A 23307-nucleotide genomic window follows, 5' to 3' on the forward strand; every position below is an offset into this window, starting at 1 on the left:
GATGAACACAGATGTTTATGTGAGATTTTGGCTGGGTGGATAATGCTTTTTTTCAAACGCAGATGAATGCAGATGAACGCAGATGAACGCAGATGTTATTGTGAGATTTTGGTGGGGTGGTTAATGTTGGTTTTTTGTAACCGTACATAATATAATTGCATTTTCAACGGTTATAATTCAGATAGCAGCGGCTTGTGAAATTATTTATTTACCATACTCCCGAACTCACTCCTTCTAGTGAAGTTCCTGATTGTGCGATCGCAATTGATGTTTTAAGAGCTACAACTACAATGGTGACAGCTTTGGCTGCGGGGGCTGAAGCGGTGCAAGTTTTCAGCGACTTAGATAAACTGATGCAAGTAAGCGATGCTTGGCCTACAGAAAAGCGGATTCGCGCCGGAGAACGGGGAGGCGCAAAAGTAGCTGGCTTTGATATGGGTAATTCTCCTTTGGATTGCACTCCTGAGCAAGTCCAAGGACGACGTTTGTTTATTAGCACTACCAATGGTACACGCTCTCTGGAACGAGTCCAAAAAGCTGCGGCTGTTATGGCTGGCGCTTTTATCAATCGTCGGGCTGTGGTGAATTATATTTTGTCTGAGCAACCGGAAACTGTCTGGATTGTCGGATCGGGCTGGGAAGGTAGTTTTTCTTTAGAGGATACTGCTTGCGCTGGTGCGATCGCTCAAAGTTTGATCGATGAACTGAAACTACCAATTGATGAACTCGCTGGCAATGATGAGGTTGTTGGCGCAGTCTCTTTGTTCGATCGGTGGAAGGACCGATTGCTAGAATTAATGCACCACGCCAGTCACGGGAAACGCCTACTGCGCTTGGACTGCGATGAGGATTTGAAATATTGTGTCCAAATGGATCTGTTGGATGTTCTCCCAATCCAACGCCAACCAGGAGTTTTAATGAAAAAATGATTAAATACAGCAGATTTTTCGCTTGAACCTCAAAGGGGAAATTTACTAAAGTTAAAGGTTAAAGATTAAAGAGTAAAGGTAAAGCTTTCCTTTACCCTTGACAACCACCCTAGCGAATCGGCGTTAAATTATCTAATGAGCCTCTAAAATCAAACCATTGGAACTACCTTTAAAGATATGCCCAGATCACAACGTAACGATAATTTCATCGACAAAACTTTTACCGTCATGGCAGATATGATTCTCAAAGCTCTGCCTGCTAATAAAAAAGCAAAGGAAGCTTTTGTTTACTACCGTGATGGGATGTCAGCGCAGGCGGATGGAGAATATGCCGAAGCTTTGGACAACTACTACGAAGCTTTGAAATTGGAAGAAGACCCTTACGATAAGAGTTATATTCTTTACAATATTGGGTTAATTCATGCTAGCAATGGTGAGCATGAAAAAGCTTTGGAATACTATTACCAAGCTATCGACTTAAACCCCCGTCACCCTTCAGCTTTAAATAACATAGCCGTAATTTACCATTACCAAGGAGAAAAGTTGAAAGAAGCGGGAAATTCGGAAGAAGGAGAAGCTTTGTTGGATAAAGCGGCTGAATACTGGCGAGAAGCAATTCGCATTGCTCCGAATAACTATATTGAAGCGCAAAACTGGCTGAAGACGACTGGGCGATCGCAAATTGACGTATTCTTTTAATCTTGCTAAGATCCCCGACTTATAGAAGAAGTCAGGGATCTCAATGACTATCAACAATTAAACCAAAATTATGAGTATCGATCGCGAACAAGTCCACAAAGTTGCTTTACTTGCCCGTTTGGAATTAACCCCAGAAGAAGAAGAATTATTTACTACCCAAATGGGCAGTATGTTAGATTATTTTCAACAATTGAGCGAGTTGGATGTGAGCAATGTTCAACCAACAACTAGAGCAATTGATGTGAGTAATATAACCAGAATAGATGAATTAAACCCTTTTGCAGAACGGGAAGCTATTCTGAAAAATGCTCCCGATCAAGATGGGGACTTTTTCAAAGTACCACAAATTTTAGGTTCAGATGAATAAGCATTGATTGTAAATATAAAACTTGGAGGAAATGCAGCTTTTTTTGAGTTAGCATTTCTTCTTTTTTTTATGCACACTGTTCCTTTTTAGACTAGCTAATCTCCAACTTCCGCATTAAGATAAGAAGCAGGGGGAATTGCCATGTCAACCACTGTTCAAGAAGTTTACAATCAAATAGTCTGTAACCTTTCACCAACTGAGCGACTACGATTAGCAACTCTTATTCTCAACGATTTGGTGCAAAAAAATCTGTCTATTGTCGAGCAAAGTGATACTTGGACTGAGCAAGATCAAATCGATATAACAACTTTTTCCTTGCAATACGCAGCTACCCTTTTTCCTGAAAACGAGGAGATTTAAGAATGTCGTTTAATCCTGGTGATGTGGTGACAGTAGATTTTCCTGGTGTCACGGGTATTAAACGTCGTCCTGCTGTAATTATCTCGTCAGCTACCTACAATACAACCCGCCCAGATGTAATAGTTGGACTTATAACTACCCAGACAGATGCTTTAGGCGTAACTGATTATATACTTCAAGATTGGGAAACAGCAGGTTTAAGAGTCGCTTCTGTTTTTCGTAGTTTTATAGTTACTCTACCACCATCCGCTAACGTAATTTTAATTGGTCATTTGTCAGAACGTGACTGGAAGGAAGTTCGCGCTTGCTTGAAAGTCGCTCTTGCAGATTTAGAATAAAAAACGTATGTTCACAAAGGATTTAGCATCTCCTTTTCTCTTTTATCTTAATCTAATGTTTAGGTGGGCGATCGCCCTAATTTAAAACTTGCTAAAATCAGCTAAATATCTAATTCATTACGAACAATTACAAACGCTTAAAAATTTCCGAAGTTTGGTTTTGGGAAGACGGACAATTATCATTTTACGTTCTGAGAAATGAAGAATACGAAAATGTTTCCCAGTCGCAACTTCTCCCCAACTTAAACGTACCTCTTCTCATCCGCTGTATTAACCTGACCAATCACACACAAGCCCTGCGAGAATTTCGCCAAGAACTCCAACCTAAATAATAAATCTCTCTCTTCTTTCCTTCTCTGCGTCCTCTGCGTCTCTGCGGTTTAATAATTATTAATCCCCTGAAATATGCACTAATAATTCCCTTTGATGACTTCTTTGGCGATGTTCCCAAATATAAATACCTTGCCAAGTTCCTAACGCTAACCTACCCCGATAAATTGGGATTTGTTCGGAAGTTTTGGTTAAAACTGTGCGAATATGCGCTGGCATATCATCTGACCCTTCGGTAGTATGAATATACAAGCGATTATCTTCGGGTACTAATTTAGCAAAGAAGTTAGATAAATCTGTTAATACATCTGGATCGGCGTTTTCTTGAATAATTAAACTCGCAGAAGTATGGCGCAAAAACAGCGTACAAAGTCCGGTTTCTATGCCAGATTCAGCAACTACTGATTCTATTTTAGAAGTAATTTTATATAATGATTTGCCTGCGGTTTTAATTTGCAAGAGTTTTTGATAGTGAGGCATGATTATTTGGGTAGTGGGTAGTTGGTAGTTGGTAGTTGTGAAAATAGAATTAATTAGTTTTAAAATAGTTAACTATGGTTTGAGCGATCGATTCTGTACCATCTTTTTTAATCATACTTTCTGATTGGCGGGGTGGTTGTAAATCTTGCCGTAAAAATGCCCATTCACTCTCGAAAAATTCCCCAGGCTTAATAATTTGATGGTAGCTGTAATTTTGAATGCCTTCTAATAATAATGGTGATTCCGCAAAACCTTCTCTGGTTAAAGTAACAATGGGAGTATTTAACCTTAATGCTTCGGAAAAAGTGCTAAATCCAGGTTTAGAAATTACTCTGCCACAGATAGGCATAAAATCTATGGGGCGATAGTTATGTTCGGTGATTTTAATTATATTAGGATAATCGGGCGCAAGACGATCGAACATGATAAATGTCCAATCAGGAAATTGCTGAATATTTTGATAGGGAATTTGTTGTAATCCTAGACCACCAAAGCTGAGTAAAATAGTTTTTTCTTTTGGGCTATTAATGCCAAATTTGTCGCGTAATTCTTCTGAGTTGTAGCGGGGAGTACCTCCGGTTAAACCACGATCTTCTATAATTGGAAATGCACTCATTGGTTCGTGCATGGGAAGGCGAAAAAGGCGATCGCATTGACTAAAACAATCATGAATCCAATCCGCTATTTCAACAAATTCTCCTCCCCAAGCACTATAAATAAAATCCCAACCAAAATTACTAATTATCCAACAAGGAATCCCCGCAGTTTTTGCGATTACTGGTGCGAGTGGGGGAATATCAGCTAACATCAAACTCACGCGATTTTGCTGAATAAAACTGACTTCGCCTGCAATTATCGATCGCTGTTTTTCCCTAATTTCTCTGAGTTTTTGCAAAGTCGCTTCTAGATCCATATTGATGCTATCAAATTGAATCACACCAATATCAAATCCGCGAGGACGATGAATAAAATCTCCCGGAATATAAGATTCCAACAACCAACGAGGCGCAGTTGTTACCAATATTAGTAATATTTCTGGATTTAACTTTTGAATTTCGGCTGCAACAGAAGCGGTTCTAGCTGCATGACCAAAACCGTGATTAGTGATAGAAATGTATATGCTTGGTCTGGAAGTCATCAAAGATTTTTAATTGAAAATTCAGTATATATGAGCGCACAGATTTCCATTATATTAGGATACCATAAAAATAATTAATTTGGTAAAAGCACACCCAAACTTACATTAAAAAAACATTAACCACCCCACCAAAAACTAACGCTAACATCTGTGTTTATCTGTGGATATCTGTGGATATCTGTGGTTAAAAACAATATTAACCACCCACCCAAAATTAACGCTAACATCTGCGTTTATCTGCGTACCCTACGGGAAGGCTATCGCCTACATCTGCGGTTAAATTTCCCAATTTCCTTCACCAACCGATCGATTTCTGAAGGCAAAGTAAAGTAATGAACACAAGCGCGGACACAATCAGGATAACGCAAAGTGCGAATCTGAAAACCTTGCTTTTCCAAACTTTGTACTAATTCCTGATGGGAAACCCCTGTAACTTGAAAAGAGACTAAGCCAGACTCAGGTGGAGACTTCAACAAACAATTAACATCTGGAAGTTCGCTTAACTTTTCCCAAAGATACTTGCTTAAATGGCAAATTTGCTGATAGCGTTCTGCGGGAGAAGCGAGCGATTGATGAATATTAATTGCTGCGGTTAATCCACAATATAATGGATAGGCGGAAGTGGCAACTTCAAAGCGTTTTCCATCAGGTTTCCAAGTAGTAGATTCTCCTATTTTACTACTAATAATTCCCCGCCAACCAATAAAAGTAGGATGTAACCTTTCTAAACTTTCTGGGTTTACATAAAACCCGCCCACACCTTCTGGCCCACATAACCATTTATGACCTGTAAAAGCGTAAAAATCAACGCCTGTTTCTGCCAAATTTAAAGGTAACATTCCGACTGATTGGGCGGCATCAATTAAAACTTTGGTTTCAGGGGAATTTTGCCGACAAGCTTGTACAATTTCAGTTAAAGGTAAAACTTGTCCAGTGTTCCAAATAACGTGACTTAATACTACTAGTTTGGTGTTAGGTTTTAAGTGTTTGGCGATCGCCTCTAGCAAATCTCCACCATTCACAGTTTCTAACAGATTACAGCTATCAATTTCAATACCAAATCTGCGTTTAATTTCCCCAATAGCTGCCACAATTCCAGGGTGTTCGCAATCAGAGAGAAGTAAGCGATCGCCAGCTTGCCAATCAATTCCCCATAATCCAATATTGCACCCTACAGTAACATCTTCAGTTAAAGTAATAGTTGCAGGTGAGACATTTAATTCTTTAGCGATCGCTTCCCTAGTTTGCTGCGATTTTTGCCCGATCCAAGCATCAGCTTCCTGAGAAAAAGGCCCGGAATTTTGTATATACTGAAATGCTTGAAAAATTGCCTCCAATGCTACTTGTGGCATTGGGCCTTGACCGCCATAATTAAAATAAGCTTTACTTGCTAAAGCTGGAAATTGTTGGCGAAATTGTTCTAATGAAGTTAATGTGGGGAAAATGCTATTCATAGGGATGTATTTAAACTTGTAAATCTTGCAAGGTAGCTGCAATAAAGTTAATCAGCAGCACTCTTTCTACATTGTTGCCGCAAATCATCTTCACCATCAGCAATTCTTGGAAAATATCTGTGGCAGGATCTAAATAGAAAGAACAAGTCCAACCAGACATCAAAGCCCTTTCATCTTTAAAGAATTCTACCACATCAGGTCGTGGATAACAGGGTTTACATTTTTGTACCAACTGTCCATTTAAGAGAACTTGTATTTCTTTAATTTCATCAGTCCAACTGGTATCTGCTGCCCAACCTTTGAGGGTAATCTCATCATGTTTGCTGTAAGTACAAACATCAACAAAACCCCTTGGTCTTACCCCAATATTTAAAGAAGAAAAATCTAATTTTGGTTCATTAACGACTAAATACAAATCCTGAATTAATAAGCCTTTTTTTATGCGATGATATAGTGCTTTGCCATGGGAAGCTTTAGCGATCGCATCAGCAACAAAAGATTCTGTCACCCAAGTCGATCCATACTCATCTTTATTTAAAGAACGACTCTCACTCTGAGGTAAAAAACAAATACCTGATTCTGGCATTACCTGTTCTTGTGGCATCAAGATCGCATCATGAACGGTAAATATTAATATGCCATTGGGAGACAGCATACTATATAGTTTTTCTAACCAAGAAACAAAGTTTTTTTCTGGTAAATGGGTGAACAAAGAAAATACAAAAATACAATCATACTTTCTCTCTACCGGATAGTCGTTTGGATTAATGACTGAAACAATCCCATTCACCCCAAATTGCAGTTTTTGGAATTCCACTGCTTCAGCATAAATATCCGACACCCAAATTTTTTCTGTTGACATCTTTTGGACTAAATAGCGAGTAATTCTGCCATACCCGCAAGCAAAATCTAAGAAAGAATTAACATTTTCAAAACCTTGGAATTTCCAGTTAATAATAGTAGTAATTCTGTCGATTACTTCCTTTCCCGATCTGAAATACTCCAGCAAAGCTCGATTTTTATCCCCATAAATAACATTTCGCTGATACAAAAACATTTCGTCTTCGGCGCTAACGCTGACGTTAAAAGTGTCAGGTGAGGCAATTTGATCTAAGACAAAGGCTTTGATAATGAAATTGTTTTCTTCCCAAGTGTGTACATAATTAAATTCCACTTTCTCCTCACAAGTTCAAATTGGATATATTAGATTTAAAATAATAGTAGGCTGTATAACTTACTTTAGAGTTAGCGATCGCAAATCCGCTACAAAAAATCTTCCATAGTTTAAAATAATGCTCATAACTGCTGAACTGCTGCTGCAATACCAACGCTGTCATCGACGGGCGTTTCTCGATCTTTATGGAAACAAGCAAGAACTAGACCCGCCAAATGATTTTCAGTTAAAACTACAACAGGATCGTCTAGCACATCAAAAAATTGTTCTCAGCGAACAAACATATCACAAACCAGAGTACCCGCACAAAGATTGGCAAGCTGGCGCACAGGCTACTTTAACATTAATGCGTCAGGGTGTCGAGCGAATTTACAAAGGAGTTTTAATTACCGAGGTAAACGAAAATTATTTTCCCAATTATCAGTCACCAGTACCCATTACCATACTAAGTTTTCCCGATTTATTAGTAAAACAACCAGGAAATTCGATTTTCGGAAATTGGTGTTACATTCCAGTACAAATTGAATTAGGAAAACGTCCCAAGCAAGAATATAAAATTAGTGCCGCATTTCACGCCCAAGTTTTAACTGTAACACAAGGAGTAAAACCCCCCGCTGCTTGGTTAATTTTACGCGAAAGAAAACCCTATTTTGTATCGTTGGAAAATTGGCTACCGCAAATGCAGACAATTTTCCAAGAATGCAGTCAAACTTTACAGCAAAGTGAAACCCCAGAAGTATTTATTTCCCGGCAAAAGTGCAATCTTTGTCATTGGTATAGTTCTTGTTATGGCATAGCCAAATCTCAAGAACATCTCTCGCTTTTACCAGGAGTTACTCCCAGTCGCTATAGTTATTTGCAGCAAGTTAATATCAATACAGTGGCTTCTTTAGCCAATGCGAACTTTGCTGATTTAGAACCAGTTTTTGGTAAGGAAATCACCGAACAATTATTACGGCAATCCCAAGCAAACCTAAACAATCAAATAATTTTTAATTCAAATTTAGCCATAAATTTACCAACTTCAGATATTGAACTGTATTTTGATATTGAATCTCAACCAGAAATAGATTTTGCCTACCTTTTAGGTGTTTTACTTGTAGATAAAAAAGCTCAAACGGAAAAATTTTATCCTTTATTGGCAGAGGATTTTTCAGAAGAAGCGGCGACTTGGCAGCAATTTTTAAATTTAGTTTGGGATTACCCACAAGCACCAATTTTTCATTTTTGTGATTATGAAGTATCTATGGTTAAAGAATTAGCTAAACGCTATCAAACACCAACCCACTTATGGAAACCTTTGTTAAATCGCTTAGTCGATGTACATGAAAAAGTCACCCAAGCAGTAACTTTGCCAACCGAAAGTTATTCATTAAAAGCGATCGCACGTTGGCTAGGTTTTAATTGGCGCAATCCTTCAGCCACAGGTTCCCAAGCAATTTGTTGGTATGATGAATGGTTGAAGACAGGCGATCGAACTTTTTTAGAAAAGATTGTCACCTACAACGAAGATGATTGTTTAGCAACACATATAGTTAAAAATTGGTTGAGTAAAACCCTAGAAAAAAGTCCGTTGTAAGCGCTTCAGCGCTGCACCCACTGAAGTGGGTACAACGAACTGATTAACCTTTTACGCAAAGGACTTGTTTCAAAGTCGCTACAACTTCCACCAAATCAGATTGATTTGCCATCACTTGTTCGATCGGCTTATAAGCCCCAGGAATTTCATCTAAAACTCCCGTATCTTTGCGACATTCAACACCTTGAGTTTGAGCGATCAAATCATCCAAAGTGTAGATATTCTTTGCCTTATTTCGAGACAATAACCGCCCTGCACCATGCGAGCAGGAACAATAACTTTCATGATTACCCTTCCCTTTAACGATGAAAGATTTTGCTCCCATCGAACCAGGAATAATCCCGTAATCTTCCTCTTTTGCTCTTACGGCACCTTTGCGAGTAACGTAAACTTCCTCACCAAAATGCACTTCTTTTTCCGCATAATTGTGATGACAATTCACCTCCAATAAAGCTTTAGTTTGCTTTCCGCCAGCTAAATGTTTTTCCACAATTCGCTTAACTCGCGTCATCATCACATCACGATTATAACGAGCGTAATTTTGCGCCCATTGTAAATCGTGCCAGTAAGCAGCAAATTCCGGTGTTCCCGCTACAAAATAAGCTAAATCTGGATCTGGTAATTTAATGTTTGCCAATTTGGTTAAATCTTTCCCAGTATCAATATGATTCTGAGCTAACATATTTCCAATGTGACGGGAACCAGAATGTAACATTAGCCAAACTTGGTTTTCTGTGTCTAGACAAACTTCGATAAAGTGATTCAATTTGTTACTAATTGCTTGCTAAGTTTTTTCAGTCTCCACAGTCTGAGTTCAATACTGCTTTGACTTCTACCTAGCACCTTCATCGAATGCTCGATCGAATGGGTAGTAATAAACTGATCTTCTTCAGGTGTCCAAAATTTCTTGTTCACCCGTTTCATATCAGGAGGACGACTCCAACTCAGTACTTCAATAGCTTTAGTTAGCTTTCTAGGTAAAGCTAGACAACAGTTGTAGTACAAGTGACTTGTTAAAAGTTGAGCATCTTCCTTGTAAACAACTATGTTGTAAACTTGATCTCTCGTGTTTTTATTAGAGGTTTTGGTTTTGCCCGTAATCTGTTTAATTAATTCTAGATACTCAACAGCAATGTGTGAGCTACAAGTAACCAAAGATAGGAAGGGAAAGTTTTTAGAAGTCATTCCCAGTGAGCCATCCCCATCTATCAAACCTCTAAAGTAATCCACTTTAGAAAAGCTACAACTAGGTAGTTGAATTAACTTTGATTTACTACCATTCGGTAAACCCCAAGATTCAAGATAATCTCGAAATCGTTTATCGTAAACCCTCCAAATAACTGATGTATGCTGGCTACTAAAGTTAGTTTTACGCACACGCTCAGTAATGGAAGAATTAAACGGTATGAGATTGTTGAATGCCCACAATATTTCTTCATCTATCTTGCTGACCTCTATACTTAACCTACCTCGATTGCGAGTATTGTTGTATAGATGACCATCACTTTGAATGAAACCAAACAAGTAGGCATAAGCGGGTAATTCAAGACTGATATTAGTGGTTTCCATTACTCCACAATATCATCGATCAAAGTTGCAATCGACCAAGACATTTCTGCTTGGTTCTATACCTTCCTCTTCGGTATAGTTCGGAGCACACCTTCATCCTAATTAATTAGGATGCCCAAGTCCCTCTGCTCTCTACGGGGCGTTTTACCGCTTCCCTCGGTATTAGCAAGTAAATCATATAAAGATTTACTCATTCTCAGCCTTCACCGATTTGGACGAGTTTTGATTACTATATTACTACAGTAAGGGGCAATCTTTTACCCCCACCGAGAGAACCTAATTGTTTTATGGCTTTACTTTCTAAGCGTTGTACGCCTGAATGTAAATCCTTGAAATCTTGCCAACCTTGCCAATTACTGACGGCTTTTTCAACTTCTTTATTTTCCTCGAATCCTACAGGAATTGCTGCTTCAATATCGAGGCGAATTTTCTTCAATTTTCCTTCCAATTGTTCGGCGGTAAATGGTGTTTTAATAGCCATCATCCCGCAACCAATATCGACCCCGACAGCAGCAGGCATAATCGCATCTTTAGTCGCAATTACTGAACCAACTAATGCTCCTTTTCCTAAATGAACATCAGGCATTAATGCTACGTGCTTAAACACAAATGGCAAAGATGCAACATTTTTCGCCATCTTGGTTTCATCAGAACTTAGTTCATGATTCGCCCAAGAAAGCACAGGTGATGTTGTAGAAATTTCTAGTTTTTCGTAAGGCATAAATTACTAATTTAATAAGGACAAAAATGCAGAAAAACTCATCTCGATCCTAACAAAAGGCGAGAGTTTGGGGGTTTTGAATTACGTATACTACAATGTTACATAAAGATTCGAGTTTTGTCCAGTCTGTAAGCGGCATTAAATAAATGTAAAGACGTTGTATACAACGTCTTTACATTTAAAAGGTATCAAATCGAAAATCTAAAATTGAATGTCTACCACGATCGACTAACAATCTATTAAGATTTGTAAACAGGGAGATAATCTCAGCTATTGTCAAGCAATTTAGTAAAGGCTAACGAAAAGCAATGCCGATCGCAAAAGACACACTTTGGCAACGTTTTTTAGCACCGATAATTCGTCCCTTAATTGACGAACAGGGACTACAGCGTTTTTATGAAAGTGTAGATTGGGAAGCAGAAGCCGATCGCTTCCGCCAACCAAATTTAGAATATCCCGAATATTACAGCAGCCAGAACTTTCACGGAATCAAAGGCGGCTATCTCAACCCTGGCGCTTCGGTTTCCTACGATCCGATAACTCAGTATGTTTTACCACCGAATGAAACTTGGGTGAGACAGGGGTTAGTCGATCGCATTGGCGGAAAACCCAGAAGAATTTTAGACTTAGGCTGTGGTACAGGTTCCACAACCGTTTTACTCAAACAAGGATTTCCCGAAGCCGAAGTTATTGGTTTAGACTTGTCGCCTTATATGCTATTTATGGCCGATCGCAAAGCCAAACAAGCCGGACTTCGGATTCAATTGCGACACGGAAACGCCGAACACACAGGTTTTCCCAACGCATCCTTTGACGTAGTGACAGCATCTTTACTGTTTCACGAAACTCCCCCAGCAGTTTCTCAAGCCATTTTGCGGGAAAGCTTCCGGTTATTAGTTCCCGGAGGACAAGTTTTAATTCTCGATGGAAATCAGAAAACCTTGCGCCAAACCGAATGGTTGACGGAAATTTTTGAAGAACCTTACATTAAAGCTTATGCGGCGGGAAATGTTGACGCTTGGATGGGTGCAGCGGGCTTTGAAGCAGTGGAAACACACGAGCATTGGTGGGTGAATCAAGTTAGTCGCGGGATGAAACCTATCCCAGGTGTAGAAATCAATGCGACAAAGCCTTCCTACCAGGAAATAGGCGGTGATTTCTCAGCAATTCCTGCACCAGCTTTTGATATTCGTGGAACTTACTAGTTATGAGTTCAGACGTTTTCGTTCGCGTAGCGTGCCGTAGGCGATCCCCCATTATCCCTCTTGCTAAGGGGGACTTTGAATTTGGTTCCCCCCTTGCTAGGGTGGACTTTGCATCAGGTTCCCCTCTTAGCAAGGGGAGCTAGGGGGGATCTAACTGACTCTATTTGTCAGCAACAACTTGAGTTACTCTATGACTTAAGTCTTTGAAAGGAAACAATCTAAAATCTAAAATCGAATGGCGCTTAAGGCAGTTTTGTTTGATTTTAACGGCATCATCATCAACGATGAGCCAATTCATGAGCAACTGATCGATCGGATTTTAATTGCAGAGAATCTGCGACCGAAACGGGGCGAATTTCGCAAATTTTGTTTGGGAAGAAGCGATCGCGCTTGTCTTAGCGACCTTTTCTCCCGTCGAGGTCGAGTACTTACAGAAAGTTACCTCAATCAGCTAATTTCCCGCAAAGCTCAAGCTTACCAAGAACGCATCGCTGAAATGTCGGAATTGCCTATTTATCCCGGTTTGGAAGAATTTATTCGCAAATTACAAGCAGCTAATCTGAAAATTGGCGTAGTGACTGGGGCACTGCAATCGGAAGTCGAAGTAGTATTAAGTCGGGCTAACTTGGCGCAATACTTTTCTGTCATTGCTTCCAGCGATGATTTGAAAGTTAGTAAACCAGAACCAGATGGCTACTTATTGGCGATCGAATTATTAAATCAGGAATTTGAAAATCTTGACCTGCAACCCTCAGAATGTTTAGCTATTGAAGATACCCCAGCCGGAATTACTGCTGCTAAACGTGCGGGAATGCAGGTGGTAGGAGTAGCAAATACCTACCCATTTCATATAATCCAACGACAAGCTAATTGGACTGTGGATTATTTTTGGGATTTGGAATTGGAACGCATCCAGCAAGTGTTTTCTCAAGAAAATTTTCAACCAAGCGTCACAGAATGTTAAAATAAGTTTTTGATGATTAAAAGTCGTTTACTCGTCGCTAAAAGACTTGGAATCGCCAAAAACCTACATAAATGGGGAATTAGCTCAGTTGGTAGAGCGCTGCGATCGCACCGCAGAGGTCAGGGATTCGAGTTCCCTATTCTCCATCTGATATAGCTTCTAGGGATTGAGACAGTATTCCATAAGTGCTGACTCACTTCTAATCAAGATATTGTTCGATTTATTAAGCGTTTTGTAAATCTTGTTTCAACTTGTGTTATCTACTGTTTGGTATGACAATTATTGGCTATCTTAAAACATAAAGCAATAATTAAGAGGAGATTCCATGACTCCAAATATGCTCCGCCAAATTTGGTCTTTGATTGAAGATACTCAATCAAATATCCTACTAAAGCTGGATGACGCTAGTTTAGTCCAATGGCTGCTGAAACAGTTGAAAAATCAAGGTTCTTTGAGCAGTAACGATGCAGATGTTTTAAGCGACTACTTGCACTCAAAATTAACGCTGATTCGTGATTTAGCCCAAGAGCGTCAATCTGGTTGGCAAGAAAGTCACTAATAGTAAATTAGGTTACATTTGTCTCACTTACTCACAGTTAACAGGGAAGGGGAAGGGAAAAAATTAGCACAAAATATATGCCTAAATGGTGTTGCAGTATACTAACCACAATACCAATATTCTTGACCCTAATCAGTTGTAGTGGGGAATCAAGAAAAACCGTCGTTTCAGAAAATGCGAGTGCTCCACAACAGGTTAAAAGTCGGTTAGAAACCGTAAAAAATCGTGGCAAATTAATTTGTGGTGTGAGTGGGGAATTGCCAGGTTTTAGTTTTGTTCGTGCAGATGGTAGATATGCTGGATTAGATGTTGATATTTGTCGAGCGATCGCAGCTGCTATATTTAACAATCCTAACGCCGTACAATTCCGCAACTTGAACGCCAAAGAAAGATTTACCGCCGTCCAAACAGGCGAAGTAGACGTTCTTAGTCGGAATACTACTTGGACTTTGGGAAGAGATACTTCTGTAAAAATGGAGTTTGCACCCGTTATTTTTTACGACGGACAAGGCATAATGGTGCGAAAAAATAGTGGCTTCAAAAAACTTGAAGACCTTAAAGGTAAACCAATTTGTACTCAAACAGGTACAACTAACGAACAAAACCTTGCCGATCAAATGCGTCGTCGAGGACTACCTTATCAACCTGTAGTTTTTGAAGATGTAAATACAGCTTATACTGCTTATGCAGAAGGTCGTTGTGATGCGGTAACCTCCGATCGATCGCAGTTACTTTCCCGTCGCACGGCATTACCAAAACCTCAAGATCATGAAATCTTAAGTGTGGTAATGTCGAAAGAACCATTAGCACCCGCAGTAGCTGAAGGAGACGTTCGTTGGGTTAACATTGTCAGATGGGTAGTTTACACCTTAATTGAAGCTGAAGAATTAGGTGTAAATTCTAAAAATGTTACGCAATTAACCCGTAGTAATGACCCTCTATTCCGTAGGTTCTTAGGAGTAGAAGGAAGTTTAGGTAAAGGTCTAGGTTTAACTAATGATTTTACGGTGCGAATTATTAAATCTGTAGGTAACTACGGCGAAATTTATAACCGTAACTTAGGGCCAAATACAGCCTTAAAGTTAGACCGAGGTCTAAACAACCTGTGGACAAAAAAAGGCTTACTTTTTGCTCCTCCTTTTCGCTAAAGCCTTATTTATGTGGAATAATAGCCGTTTTTGGCGTTGGTTTGGACAAATATTGTTAATCCTGCTAGTAGTAATTCTAGCTATATTTTTATGGAGAAATTTTACAGAAAATTTGCAACAATTAGGTTTGCAGTTTGGGTTTGATTTCCTGAATTTACAAGCTGGATTTGATATTGGGGAAAAAATTGTTACTTATAAATCTACTGATACTTTCGCCGCTGCTTTATTTGTTGGTTTAATCAATACGTTGCGGGTAATGGCGATCGGTCTAGTTTCAGCAAGTATTGTTGGAGTTATTGTCGGAGTAGCGCGACTTTCTGATAATTGGTTAGTCCGAAACTTGGCAATAATTTATGTCGAAATTATCCGCAATATTCCTTTATTATTGCAACTTTTATTTTGGTATTTTGCCTTTTTCCTGAAGTTACCCCAACCAGGAAATTCTATCTCCTTCTTTGGCATATTTTCCTTATCAAATCGCGGTTTACAACTTCCGGGAGGAACTGCACTTTACCCAGAATTTTTAACTTTAATTTTAGGTTTAACTTTATATACAGGTGCTTTTATTGCCGAAATTATTCGGGGTGGAATACAAGCAGTACCAAAAGGACAATGGGAAGCAGCGCGATCGCTAGGATTAAAACCCTTTCAAGTAATGCGGTTAGTAGTTTTTCCCCAAGCTTTGAGAGTAATTATTCCCCCGTTAACCAGTCAGTATTTAAATTTAGCGAAAAATTCTAGTTTAGCAATTGCGATCGGCTTTCCTGACATTTATGCGATCGCTTCCACCACCAATAACATTACTGGACGAGCCGTAGAAGTTATTGTAATTATCATCATAACATATCTTACAATTAGTTTAACGATTTCCCTGCTTTTAAATATTTATAATCGTCGGATTCAAATCAAAGAAAGATAGGAGGATTAACTAAAAGGATCATAATTGTTGATTGCTTTTGACTTGTGCGATCGTCAATTCTAAGCCACTAATATTTGTTTCAATGGAGTGACAATAGTGAAATAGGGAATCGATCGTCATCAAATTAGACTTCGATCGAGAAGCCGCAATTTCAAACAACTGTTTAGTAAGCTTTGTATAATTAGCCCTAGCTTGTTCGGTAACGTTTTGTAGCAGATCTAAATCAGCAATAGTTGCATTTGTTTCCCCAAACTCTTCCCAAATCCTAAATCCCAAATTACTAGCTTGATAAGTAATTTGCAGCAGTCGTTTTTCCAAGTTAAAAGCAATGTTTAGAGCTTCTTCCGGTAATTCTGCCATAAGATTTGTATTAAGCCTTGAAAGCTAAAGGAGATTATCCGATAATAAACTATGCTCTATTAAGCATCATATTATAACATTCTTCAAATCTTAGCGAATATGAATGATGCCAATAATCCTCCACCCTTAAGAATTAGAAGCAGAACTCTTAACTGGTTACTAAAAAACCTGTTTAACACCTGGTACAACAGTTTATTAACTCTAATATGCCTTTGTATAATATATAGTTTGGGAAAAAACTTTTTATATTGGGTATTTACCCAAGCACAATGGACAGTTGTCACCACAAATTTACGCCTGTTTTTAGTTGGACGTTATCCCATTGATTTAACTTGGCGAATTTGGACAATAGTCGGAATTATTATTGCCCTTTCTATTTTAACTTGGGGAGCATTAACTAAACGTTTTCTAACTCAAATCACCAGTTGGCTTCCCTTAATTTGGACGCTATCTTTTCCGATTGTGATGTGGTTAATCGGTGGAGGATTCGGATTAACACCAGTTAGTAGCGACCTCTGGACGGGTTTATTATTAACTTTATTATTAGCGATTGTGAGTATTGTGCTTTCATTGCCTTTAGGTATTTTACTAGCTTTAGGTAGACAAAGCGACCTGCCAGTAGTGCGAATATTCAGTATTATTTACATTGAATTAATTCGGGGATTACCGTTAATTGGTATTTTGTTTATGGCACAAGTAATGTTACCTTTGTTTTTGCCATCTGATGTTAGATTGGATCGGGTGGTAAGAGCGATCGCAGGTTTAACCCTATTTAGCGCCGCATATATGGCAGAAAACGTCCGAGGCGGATTACAAGCAATTCCTCGCGGACAAAAAGAAGCAGCCAAAGCATTAGGATTAAATCCGGTTTTAATTACCTCATTAATTGTTTTACCCCAAGCATTGAAAGTAGCAATTCCGTCAATTGTTGGGCAATTAATTGGGTTATTTAAAGATACATCTTTGTTAGCAATTTTTGCCTTGTTGGAATTGACGGGGATAGCGCGATCGATCTTAGCGCAACCTGAATTTCTCGGAAAATATGCCGAAGTTTACTTATTTGTGGGAATGATTTATTGGGTATTTTGTTATTCAATGTCTTTAGCGAGTAGAAAGTTAGAAAAGCAATTAGGTGTAGGACAGCGTTAAGTTTTAAGTGTGGAATAAACACTGTGGAGTAGACTACTTTATTGATACTAGCAATTAGCTGTTTCCCATTTAAATTAGATTGCGGGGAAGCCGAAGAAAATATTTATAATTTTCTCCCCTGCTCCGAGAGATCCTTATAGCGAACCAGCAACCTCAATAACTAATTTAGATGCGAGACAGTTTATCAATGCAGTAAAAAATTCTTATTTAAAAATTAAAATAACTTAAGAATTATTGCCAGTATTTCATAAAATTTTACTTTTTTATTATAGCAACCGCCTTGGCGGTTAAGGCAGTATTAAGAGCTATAACCCTTGTTTTTAGGACTTTTCTCTTCTGCCGTTCGGCTGACGCTCACGGAAGCCCTCTGCCCTCTGCCTTCTGCTATATATATTGACACAATTTCAAGCCAAAGAAAAAACATAGCGATGCTATCATGTTCGCAATCTAGCTTGAGTAAGGAGACTTCATGCTCCTGTCCGTACAACAAAAAGTTATTGCAGGTTTTGGCTTCGCATCAGCTCTCCTGATTATAGCTTCTGTAGCCGCTTACAACAGTGCTAATCGGCTTACAGAAGCCTCAGCAAAAGAGCTACATACAAAAGTCGTTCTAGTCAAACTTGAGGAAGTACTCTCTGAACTCAAAGATGCCGAAACAGGTCAGCGGGGTTATCTCCTGACTGGAGAAGACATTTATTTAACTCCTTACTACACAGCTTTGCCGAAATTGAACAAAGAAATTCAGGAGCTTAGAAAATTAACATCAGACAATCCCAATCAACAGCAACAGGTGAACAATTTAAAACCGTTGATTGACCAAAAATTAGCAGAAATTCAACAAACCATTACATTGCGTAAAAATCGGGGATTCAATGCAGCTTTACAAGTAGTACGGACAAATGAAGGTAAGCAGCTGATGGATAAGATTCGTAAAAGAATCGATCTGATGAAAGTTGAAGAAGACAGATTATTGAAAATACGAAATCTTGCTTCTCAACAAAGTGCTGCTAGTACACTCACAATTATTGCCATAACTATATTGTTAAACTTTAGCATTCTCTCCCTAGTCTACTACCTGATTTACCGGGAAATGAAATCGCGTCAAGCAGCTGAAAATGAAATTCTTCGCTTGAATGCTGAACTTGAACAAAGAGTCGAAGAACGTACAGCTGCTTTAAAAAATAGCAATCAAGCTCTAGAAAAACACGCACAGATGCTTGATTTAGCGACTGACAGCATTATAATTCGTGACATTGATGACAAAATTAGCTATTGGAATCAAGGAGCCGAGCAGTTTTACGGCTTTAAAAAAGATTTTGTTCAAGGTCAATACATCCACACCTTTTTGCAAACAGTGTTTCCCGAACCGTTCCCACAAATAAAAGCAAAATTCCTCCAACAAGGACGATGGGAAGGAGAGCTAATTCATACCAAAAAAGACGGTACATTAGTTACAGTTGCGTCCCGGTGGACATTACAATTTGATGAAAATGGCTCACCAACAAGCTTTTTGGAAATTAACAACGATATTACCTCTCGTAAATTAGCCGAACAAGCTTTAACTGAAAGCGAAGCCAAATTTAGGCAACAAGCTCAAGAGCTGGAGAAACTTCTCCAAGAATTACGACGCACTCAATCTCAGTTATTACAAAGCGAAAAAATGTCTTCTTTAGGTCAACTTGTAGCGGGAGTAGCTCACGAAATTAACAATCCCGTTAACTTCATCTATGGCAATTTAGTTCATGCACAAGAGTACACCAACTCATTGCTAAGTCTAATCAAACTTTATCAGTATGAGTATCCCCGACCTACTCCTAAAGTCAATGAAGCAATTGAAGAAATAGAACTTGATTTCCTCTCAGAAGACTTGCCTAAATTGCTAAGTTCAATGAAAGTGGGAGCCGTGCGAATTAGGGAAATTGTTCAGAGTTTGCGAAATTTTTCAAGGCTTGACGAAGCGGAAATGAAGGAAGTTGATTTGCACGAAGGTCTTGAGTCCACCTTAATGATTTTGGCTAATCGATTGAAAGCTAAATTGGTTCAAGTGACAGGCAAATCTCAGCAGCTAGTAGAAATTCAAGTAATTAAAGAATATAGTAATTTACCAAAAGTTGAGTGTTTAGCCGGACAGATGAATCAAGTATTTTTAAATATTCTCACAAATGCTATTGACGCTTTAGAAGAAGGGATTCGGAAGGATTTAGTAGAATCTCCAAAAATTTGGATAATTACAAAATATATAGATGACGGCAAGATGGTAAGGATTGAAATTAGCGATAATGGCCCAGGAATGACAGAAGACACTCGTTCGCGCTTGTTCGATCCATTTTTCACTACTAAAACTGTTGGGGTTGGCACTGGGTTAGGGATGTCAATTAGTTACCAAATTGTGGTAGAAAAACATGGCGGTAATTTGGAGTGTATTTCTTCCCCAGGTGAAGGAGCCAAGTTTTTTATTGAACTACCGATTCACCCACATCCGCAAGCGAAAGTTGCCAATATTTAGAATTTCATCTCTTCAAAAGCATTAACTTCAAATTTAATAAAAGCAAAGATAAAAGAATATTGAACCGCAGAGGACGCAGAGAATACAGAGAACAGAAAAAGGAGTATTAAGTAGAGATTTCGTAAAATCAAATATCCCCATCTGTGTTTATTTATGGTTAAAAAAAGCTCACACATCATACACAAAATTTATATCCACATCTGCGTTTATCTGCGTACCCTAGCGCTAACGGTAATGTTTCGCCAACATCTGCATTCATCTGCGTTTAAAAAAAGTTATTACATCCAACAGAAAATCTAGATTTACATCTGCGTTCATCTGCGTTCATTTGCGGTTAAAATTTAATTCTCCAGAGGTCAATCAAAATGCCAGAACAAAACCCGATCATCATCGCCCAAAACGTTCACAAATACTACGGTCAATTTCACGTCCTTAAAGGCGTTAATTTCACCGTCAACAAAGGCGAAGTAGTCGTATTAATGGGGCCATCAGGTTCCGGCAAATCCACCTTTATTCGCACGTTCAACGCCTTAGAAGAATACCAAAAAGGACGCATCGAAATCGACGGAATTACCCTCAATAATAACACCCGAAATATTGATACAATTCGCCGGGAAGTAGGAATGGTATTTCAACAATTTAACCTATTCCCTCATTTAACTGTCCTGCAAAACATTACCTTAGCACCCATTTGGGTAAGGAAACGATCGCAAAAACAAGCCGAAGAAACGGCAATACAACTATTAGAAAGAGTCGGAATTTTGCAACAAGCAAACAAATATCCCGCACAGCTTTCAGGAGGACAACAACAACGAGTTGCGATCGCACGCGCCCTAGCCATGCAGCCTAAAATCATGTTATTCGACGAACCCACATCAGCACTAGATCCAGAAATGGTGCGAGAAGTACTTGATGTGATGCGAACCCTCGCCCAAAGCGGAATGACAATGGTAGTCGTTACCCACGAAGTAGGATTTGCCCGTGAAGTAGCCGATCGCGTAATCCTAATGGATGCAGGTTTAATAGTAGAAGAAGCCACCCCCAACGAATTTTTCCAACGTCCCCAAGAAGAACGTACCCGTCAATTTTTATCACAAATTCTTTAATCAGTTATCATTAGTCATTGGTCATTGTTTATTAGTTATATTTACTGATAATCTGCCCAAATAAACAACTAACATTTAACGATCGACCAATGACCAATAACAAACTAATCTGGTAGCAATTATTGAGCAGTTGAAAAGTTATTAAAAGCTGAATATAAAAATATTCTTTCCTTCTTTCCTTCTGCCTTCTTTCATCAATCCACAGGTTCTAGCGATCTAGGAGTAGAAACACCCGCAGGTTGAGTAAAACTCCTACCCGAATTATGCAAAGTGTTTGACACCAGAGAAAAAGCTAAGTAAGCAGGTACAATAATAGCTCCTAAACCCGCCAACATCCCCAAAATAACTAATGGTTTGTTAGAAGGGCCATACTGAGTTCTGTAAGGGTCAATAGCTAGCCGTTCCGGTTTGATTAAATCCCGTAAAGCCACCGGACGCTTAAATCTTACCCGACGATCGTCCAGCTTTTCTAATAAAATCCAACCAGCTTCTCCCTCCTCCTCACACAAACGCTGTAAAACCGAGGGATCGCGAAAAATATCTCGATTAGCCCGGACAATTTTAAACTCCCAACCTGTTAAACGCAATTCACGAGGTATTCCCTGCGATATTCCCTGCGGTACTCCTTGGGGAGAAATATGATTAGATTGCCCAAGCATTTCCATCTCGGTGTTTATCTTGGATTCATAACGGGTCAAAGTTTCTTCCTCCTCTTCCTCTTTTTCCAGCACTGACTGATACCAACGCATCCATCCACCCAAGGCTGTTGCTTGGACACCAAGGCTACCGACAAATAAAGTTAAAAGCGTAAGTTCTAACATCTTTTGATAGTCTATTCCACATTTTGCTGTTGTAGATCTTCTCGATCAGGAAATAAATGAGTTATCTAAAAGTAGTACAACATGGCAGAAATAACTATACAGTTAAAAGCAAACGACAAGACTTTGTATTAGCCTTCTTGCTTAGTAAGAGCCTTCTTGCACTACTACGATTAATAAATTAATCTATGAAGATTCCTTTTGCCTTCAGCCTTCAGCCTTTTGCCTTTCTAATGGCAGATAACCTTCCATCAGACAATCTGGGCCAATAGTTCGCCAACTAACTTTTTCCAAAGTAAAGGCTTCTGTCATTTGTTGGAATCCTAAATCACCCACAGGGGAAGGTGCCAGATTACCACCAATAATTTTGGGGGCAATAAAAGCCATTATTTTTTGAATAGCACCTTCTGCGATCGCTTTTGCTGCCAAAACGCCCCCACATTCCCACAACACCGATAAAAATCCTAAATCATATAAATAACTCATAACCCTAGCTGGAGTTAAAGAATCCAACTCAACTACATTTACACCCTTTCTCAAAAGTAACTTTTGCAGATCGGGATTTGCCCCCACCTGAGTTAAAACTAAAGTAGGTGCCTCCTCCGTTTGCCACAAATAAGCATTTTCCGGCAACTCCAAACTCCGAGTCATCACTACTCGTAAAGGATTTCGCGCCTCCACTTGATGACTCGTTAAATGTGGATTATCACGCCGCACGGTATTCCCACCCACAATCACCGCATCACAAGCCGCTCGTAATTGATGTACCACACCACGCGCACCTAAATCTGTAATCCAAGAACTATGTCCGCTAGTTGTGGCAATTTTCCCATCCAAAGTCATTGCATACTTTAAAATCCCAAACGGGCGTTTGTATAAAATGCGATGTATGAAAGCTTCATTTAATTGGCGACAAGCTTCTTCTTCCACCCCCACCACTACTTCTATCCCAGCCGATCGCAATCTCTCAATCCCCCCACCCGACACTAACGGATTAGGGTCTACCATTCCCACCACCACCTTAGCCACCCCCGCCGCAATCAGCGCCTCAACACAAGGCGGTGTTCGCCCGTAGTGATTACAAGGTTCTAAACTTACATAAATAGTTGCACCCCGCGCCAAACGATCGGCCTCCCGCAAAGCAAACACCTCTGCGTGTGGCTGACCAGCCCCTGGATGATACCCCTCGCCAACAATTTGCCCATCCCGCACCACCACTGCCCCCACCATTGGATTAGGAGCAGTTTTTCCCAGAGCTTTACGGGCTAAATCCAGACATCGACGCATCATGCTGGAGTCAAAATCATTCATCTTGTCATCAATCATCTGCTAGTTGGTAGTTGGTAGTTGGTAGTTGGTAGCAAGTAATTTAATTTTCCATTTTCCATTCTGATTAAAAATTTAAATCTCAAATCTCAAATTTTTACTCTAAAAT

General features: G+C 39.3%; 24 protein-coding genes and 1 tRNA gene. 15 read left to right on the forward strand and 10 right to left on the reverse strand.

Going from position 1 to position 23307, the window contains the following annotated elements:
- Positions 1-194: 194 nt before the first annotated feature.
- From IQ264_RS06840 to IQ264_RS06860, 5 genes are all read left to right on the forward strand, one after another.
- A complete protein-coding gene (locus IQ264_RS06840) occupies positions 195-929 on the forward strand; it encodes a 2-phosphosulfolactate phosphatase family protein (protein ID WP_193979880.1) in 735 nt (244 codons plus the stop codon).
- Positions 930-1106: 177 nt separating this feature from the next.
- On the forward strand, positions 1107-1628 hold the full coding sequence (locus IQ264_RS06845) for a photosystem I assembly protein Ycf3 (RefSeq protein WP_193979882.1): 522 nt from the start codon (positions 1107-1109) through the stop codon (positions 1626-1628).
- Between the two features lie 70 nt (positions 1629-1698).
- Complete coding sequence (gatC, locus tag IQ264_RS06850) at positions 1699-1995, forward strand: Asp-tRNA(Asn)/Glu-tRNA(Gln) amidotransferase subunit GatC (protein ID WP_193979884.1); 297 nt, start codon at positions 1699-1701, stop codon at positions 1993-1995.
- A gap of 141 nt (positions 1996-2136) precedes the next feature.
- Positions 2137-2355: a hypothetical protein gene (locus tag IQ264_RS06855; RefSeq protein ID WP_193979886.1), complete on the forward strand. Its 219-nt coding sequence runs from the start codon at positions 2137-2139 to the stop codon at positions 2353-2355.
- Positions 2356-2357: 2 nt separating this feature from the next.
- On the forward strand, positions 2358-2693 hold the full coding sequence (locus tag IQ264_RS06860) for a type II toxin-antitoxin system PemK/MazF family toxin (RefSeq protein WP_193979888.1): 336 nt from the start codon (positions 2358-2360) through the stop codon (positions 2691-2693).
- A gap of 390 nt (positions 2694-3083) precedes the next feature.
- Here the strand turns inward: IQ264_RS06860 and IQ264_RS06865 are convergent, their stop codons facing one another.
- The 4 genes from IQ264_RS06865 to IQ264_RS06880 all read right to left on the reverse strand — a co-directional run bounded on the left by IQ264_RS06865 (position 3084) and on the right by IQ264_RS06880 (position 7269).
- Positions 3084-3503 carry a secondary thiamine-phosphate synthase enzyme YjbQ gene (locus tag IQ264_RS06865; RefSeq protein WP_193979890.1) on the reverse strand — a complete coding sequence of 140 codons (420 nt, stop codon included), beginning with the start codon at positions 3501-3503 and terminating at the stop codon, positions 3084-3086.
- 49 nt (positions 3504-3552) lie between these two features.
- Entirely contained in the window at positions 3553-4641 is a 1089-nt protein-coding gene (locus IQ264_RS06870; RefSeq protein ID WP_193979892.1) for a glycosyl transferase, read from the reverse strand.
- Positions 4642-4898: 257 nt separating this feature from the next.
- Positions 4899-6095, reverse strand: a complete 1197-nt coding sequence (locus tag IQ264_RS06875) for an aminotransferase class V-fold PLP-dependent enzyme (protein ID WP_193979894.1) — start codon at positions 6093-6095, stop codon at positions 4899-4901.
- Positions 6096-6105: 10 nt separating this feature from the next.
- Positions 6106-7269 carry a class I SAM-dependent methyltransferase gene (locus tag IQ264_RS06880; RefSeq protein WP_193979895.1) on the reverse strand — a complete coding sequence of 388 codons (1164 nt, stop codon included), beginning with the start codon at positions 7267-7269 and terminating at the stop codon, positions 6106-6108.
- Between the two features lie 118 nt (positions 7270-7387).
- Here IQ264_RS06880 and IQ264_RS06885 point away from each other — a divergent pair, with 118 nt between their 5' ends.
- Positions 7388-8848: a TM0106 family RecB-like putative nuclease gene (locus IQ264_RS06885; RefSeq protein ID WP_193979897.1), complete on the forward strand. Its 1461-nt coding sequence runs from the start codon at positions 7388-7390 to the stop codon at positions 8846-8848.
- 43 nt (positions 8849-8891) lie between these two features.
- Here the strand turns inward: IQ264_RS06885 and IQ264_RS06890 are convergent, their stop codons facing one another.
- The 3 genes from IQ264_RS06890 to IQ264_RS06900 form a co-directional block, all read right to left on the reverse strand.
- Positions 8892-9614, reverse strand: coding sequence for an RtcB family protein (locus tag IQ264_RS06890; RefSeq protein ID WP_322744620.1), 723 nt, complete (start codon positions 9612-9614; stop codon positions 8892-8894).
- Positions 9611-10417, reverse strand: coding sequence for an LAGLIDADG family homing endonuclease (locus IQ264_RS06895; RefSeq protein ID WP_193979900.1), 807 nt, complete (start codon positions 10415-10417; stop codon positions 9611-9613). The genes IQ264_RS06890 and IQ264_RS06895 overlap by 4 nt, the downstream gene beginning before the upstream one ends.
- A 229-nt stretch (positions 10418-10646) precedes the next feature.
- A complete protein-coding gene (locus tag IQ264_RS06900; protein ID WP_322744621.1) occupies positions 10647-11138 on the reverse strand; it encodes an RtcB family protein in 492 nt (163 codons plus the stop codon).
- A gap of 308 nt (positions 11139-11446) precedes the next feature.
- Between IQ264_RS06900 and IQ264_RS06905 the strand changes: the two genes are divergently transcribed.
- The 6 genes from IQ264_RS06905 (at position 11447) to IQ264_RS06930 (ending at position 15933) form a co-directional block, all read left to right on the forward strand.
- Complete coding sequence (locus IQ264_RS06905) at positions 11447-12343, forward strand: class I SAM-dependent methyltransferase (RefSeq protein ID WP_193979902.1); 897 nt, start codon at positions 11447-11449, stop codon at positions 12341-12343.
- A 235-nt stretch (positions 12344-12578) separates the two neighbouring features.
- Positions 12579-13307 (forward strand): HAD family hydrolase, encoded by a 729-nt coding sequence (locus tag IQ264_RS06910; protein ID WP_193979904.1) that lies wholly within the window; start codon positions 12579-12581, stop codon positions 13305-13307.
- Positions 13308-13380: 73 nt separating this feature from the next.
- A tRNA-Ala gene (locus IQ264_RS06915) sits at positions 13381-13453 on the forward strand.
- Between the two features lie 179 nt (positions 13454-13632).
- Entirely contained in the window at positions 13633-13866 is a 234-nt protein-coding gene (locus tag IQ264_RS06920; RefSeq protein WP_193979906.1) for a hypothetical protein, read from the forward strand.
- A 77-nt stretch (positions 13867-13943) separates the two neighbouring features.
- A complete protein-coding gene (locus tag IQ264_RS06925) occupies positions 13944-15014 on the forward strand; it encodes an amino acid ABC transporter substrate-binding protein (RefSeq protein WP_193979908.1) in 1071 nt (356 codons plus the stop codon).
- Positions 15015-15024: 10 nt separating this feature from the next.
- Positions 15025-15933 (forward strand): amino acid ABC transporter permease, encoded by a 909-nt coding sequence (locus tag IQ264_RS06930; protein WP_193979910.1) that lies wholly within the window; start codon positions 15025-15027, stop codon positions 15931-15933.
- Between the two features lie 18 nt (positions 15934-15951).
- Here IQ264_RS06930 and IQ264_RS06935 read toward each other — a convergent pair whose 3' ends face one another.
- Complete coding sequence (locus IQ264_RS06935; protein ID WP_193979912.1) at positions 15952-16293, reverse strand: hypothetical protein; 342 nt, start codon at positions 16291-16293, stop codon at positions 15952-15954.
- Positions 16294-16392: 99 nt separating this feature from the next.
- Between IQ264_RS06935 and IQ264_RS06940 the strand changes: the two genes are divergently transcribed.
- The 3 genes from IQ264_RS06940 (at position 16393) to IQ264_RS06950 (ending at position 21054) form a co-directional block, all read left to right on the forward strand.
- The gene (locus IQ264_RS06940) at positions 16393-17442 is read left to right on the forward strand and encodes an amino acid ABC transporter permease (RefSeq protein WP_193979914.1); all 1050 of its coding nucleotides are present in this window, start codon (positions 16393-16395) and stop codon (positions 17440-17442) included.
- 469 nt (positions 17443-17911) lie between these two features.
- On the forward strand, positions 17912-19948 hold the full coding sequence (locus tag IQ264_RS06945; protein ID WP_193979916.1) for a CHASE3 domain-containing protein: 2037 nt from the start codon (positions 17912-17914) through the stop codon (positions 19946-19948).
- Positions 19949-20313: 365 nt separating this feature from the next.
- Positions 20314-21054, forward strand: a complete 741-nt coding sequence (locus tag IQ264_RS06950; RefSeq protein ID WP_193979918.1) for an amino acid ABC transporter ATP-binding protein — start codon at positions 20314-20316, stop codon at positions 21052-21054.
- A 194-nt stretch (positions 21055-21248) separates the two neighbouring features.
- Here IQ264_RS06950 and IQ264_RS06955 read toward each other — a convergent pair whose 3' ends face one another.
- Positions 21249-21875, reverse strand: coding sequence for a hypothetical protein (locus IQ264_RS06955; RefSeq protein WP_193979920.1), 627 nt, complete (start codon positions 21873-21875; stop codon positions 21249-21251).
- A gap of 204 nt (positions 21876-22079) precedes the next feature.
- Positions 22080-23198 carry a bifunctional diaminohydroxyphosphoribosylaminopyrimidine deaminase/5-amino-6-(5-phosphoribosylamino)uracil reductase RibD gene (ribD, locus tag IQ264_RS06960; protein WP_193979922.1) on the reverse strand — a complete coding sequence of 373 codons (1119 nt, stop codon included), beginning with the start codon at positions 23196-23198 and terminating at the stop codon, positions 22080-22082.
- Positions 23199-23307: the final 109 nt, after the last annotated feature.

The organism is [Phormidium] sp. LEGE 05292 (genome assembly GCF_015207735.1).
In the GTDB taxonomy this organism is placed as follows: domain Bacteria; phylum Cyanobacteriota; class Cyanobacteriia; order Cyanobacteriales; family Aerosakkonemataceae; genus Floridanema.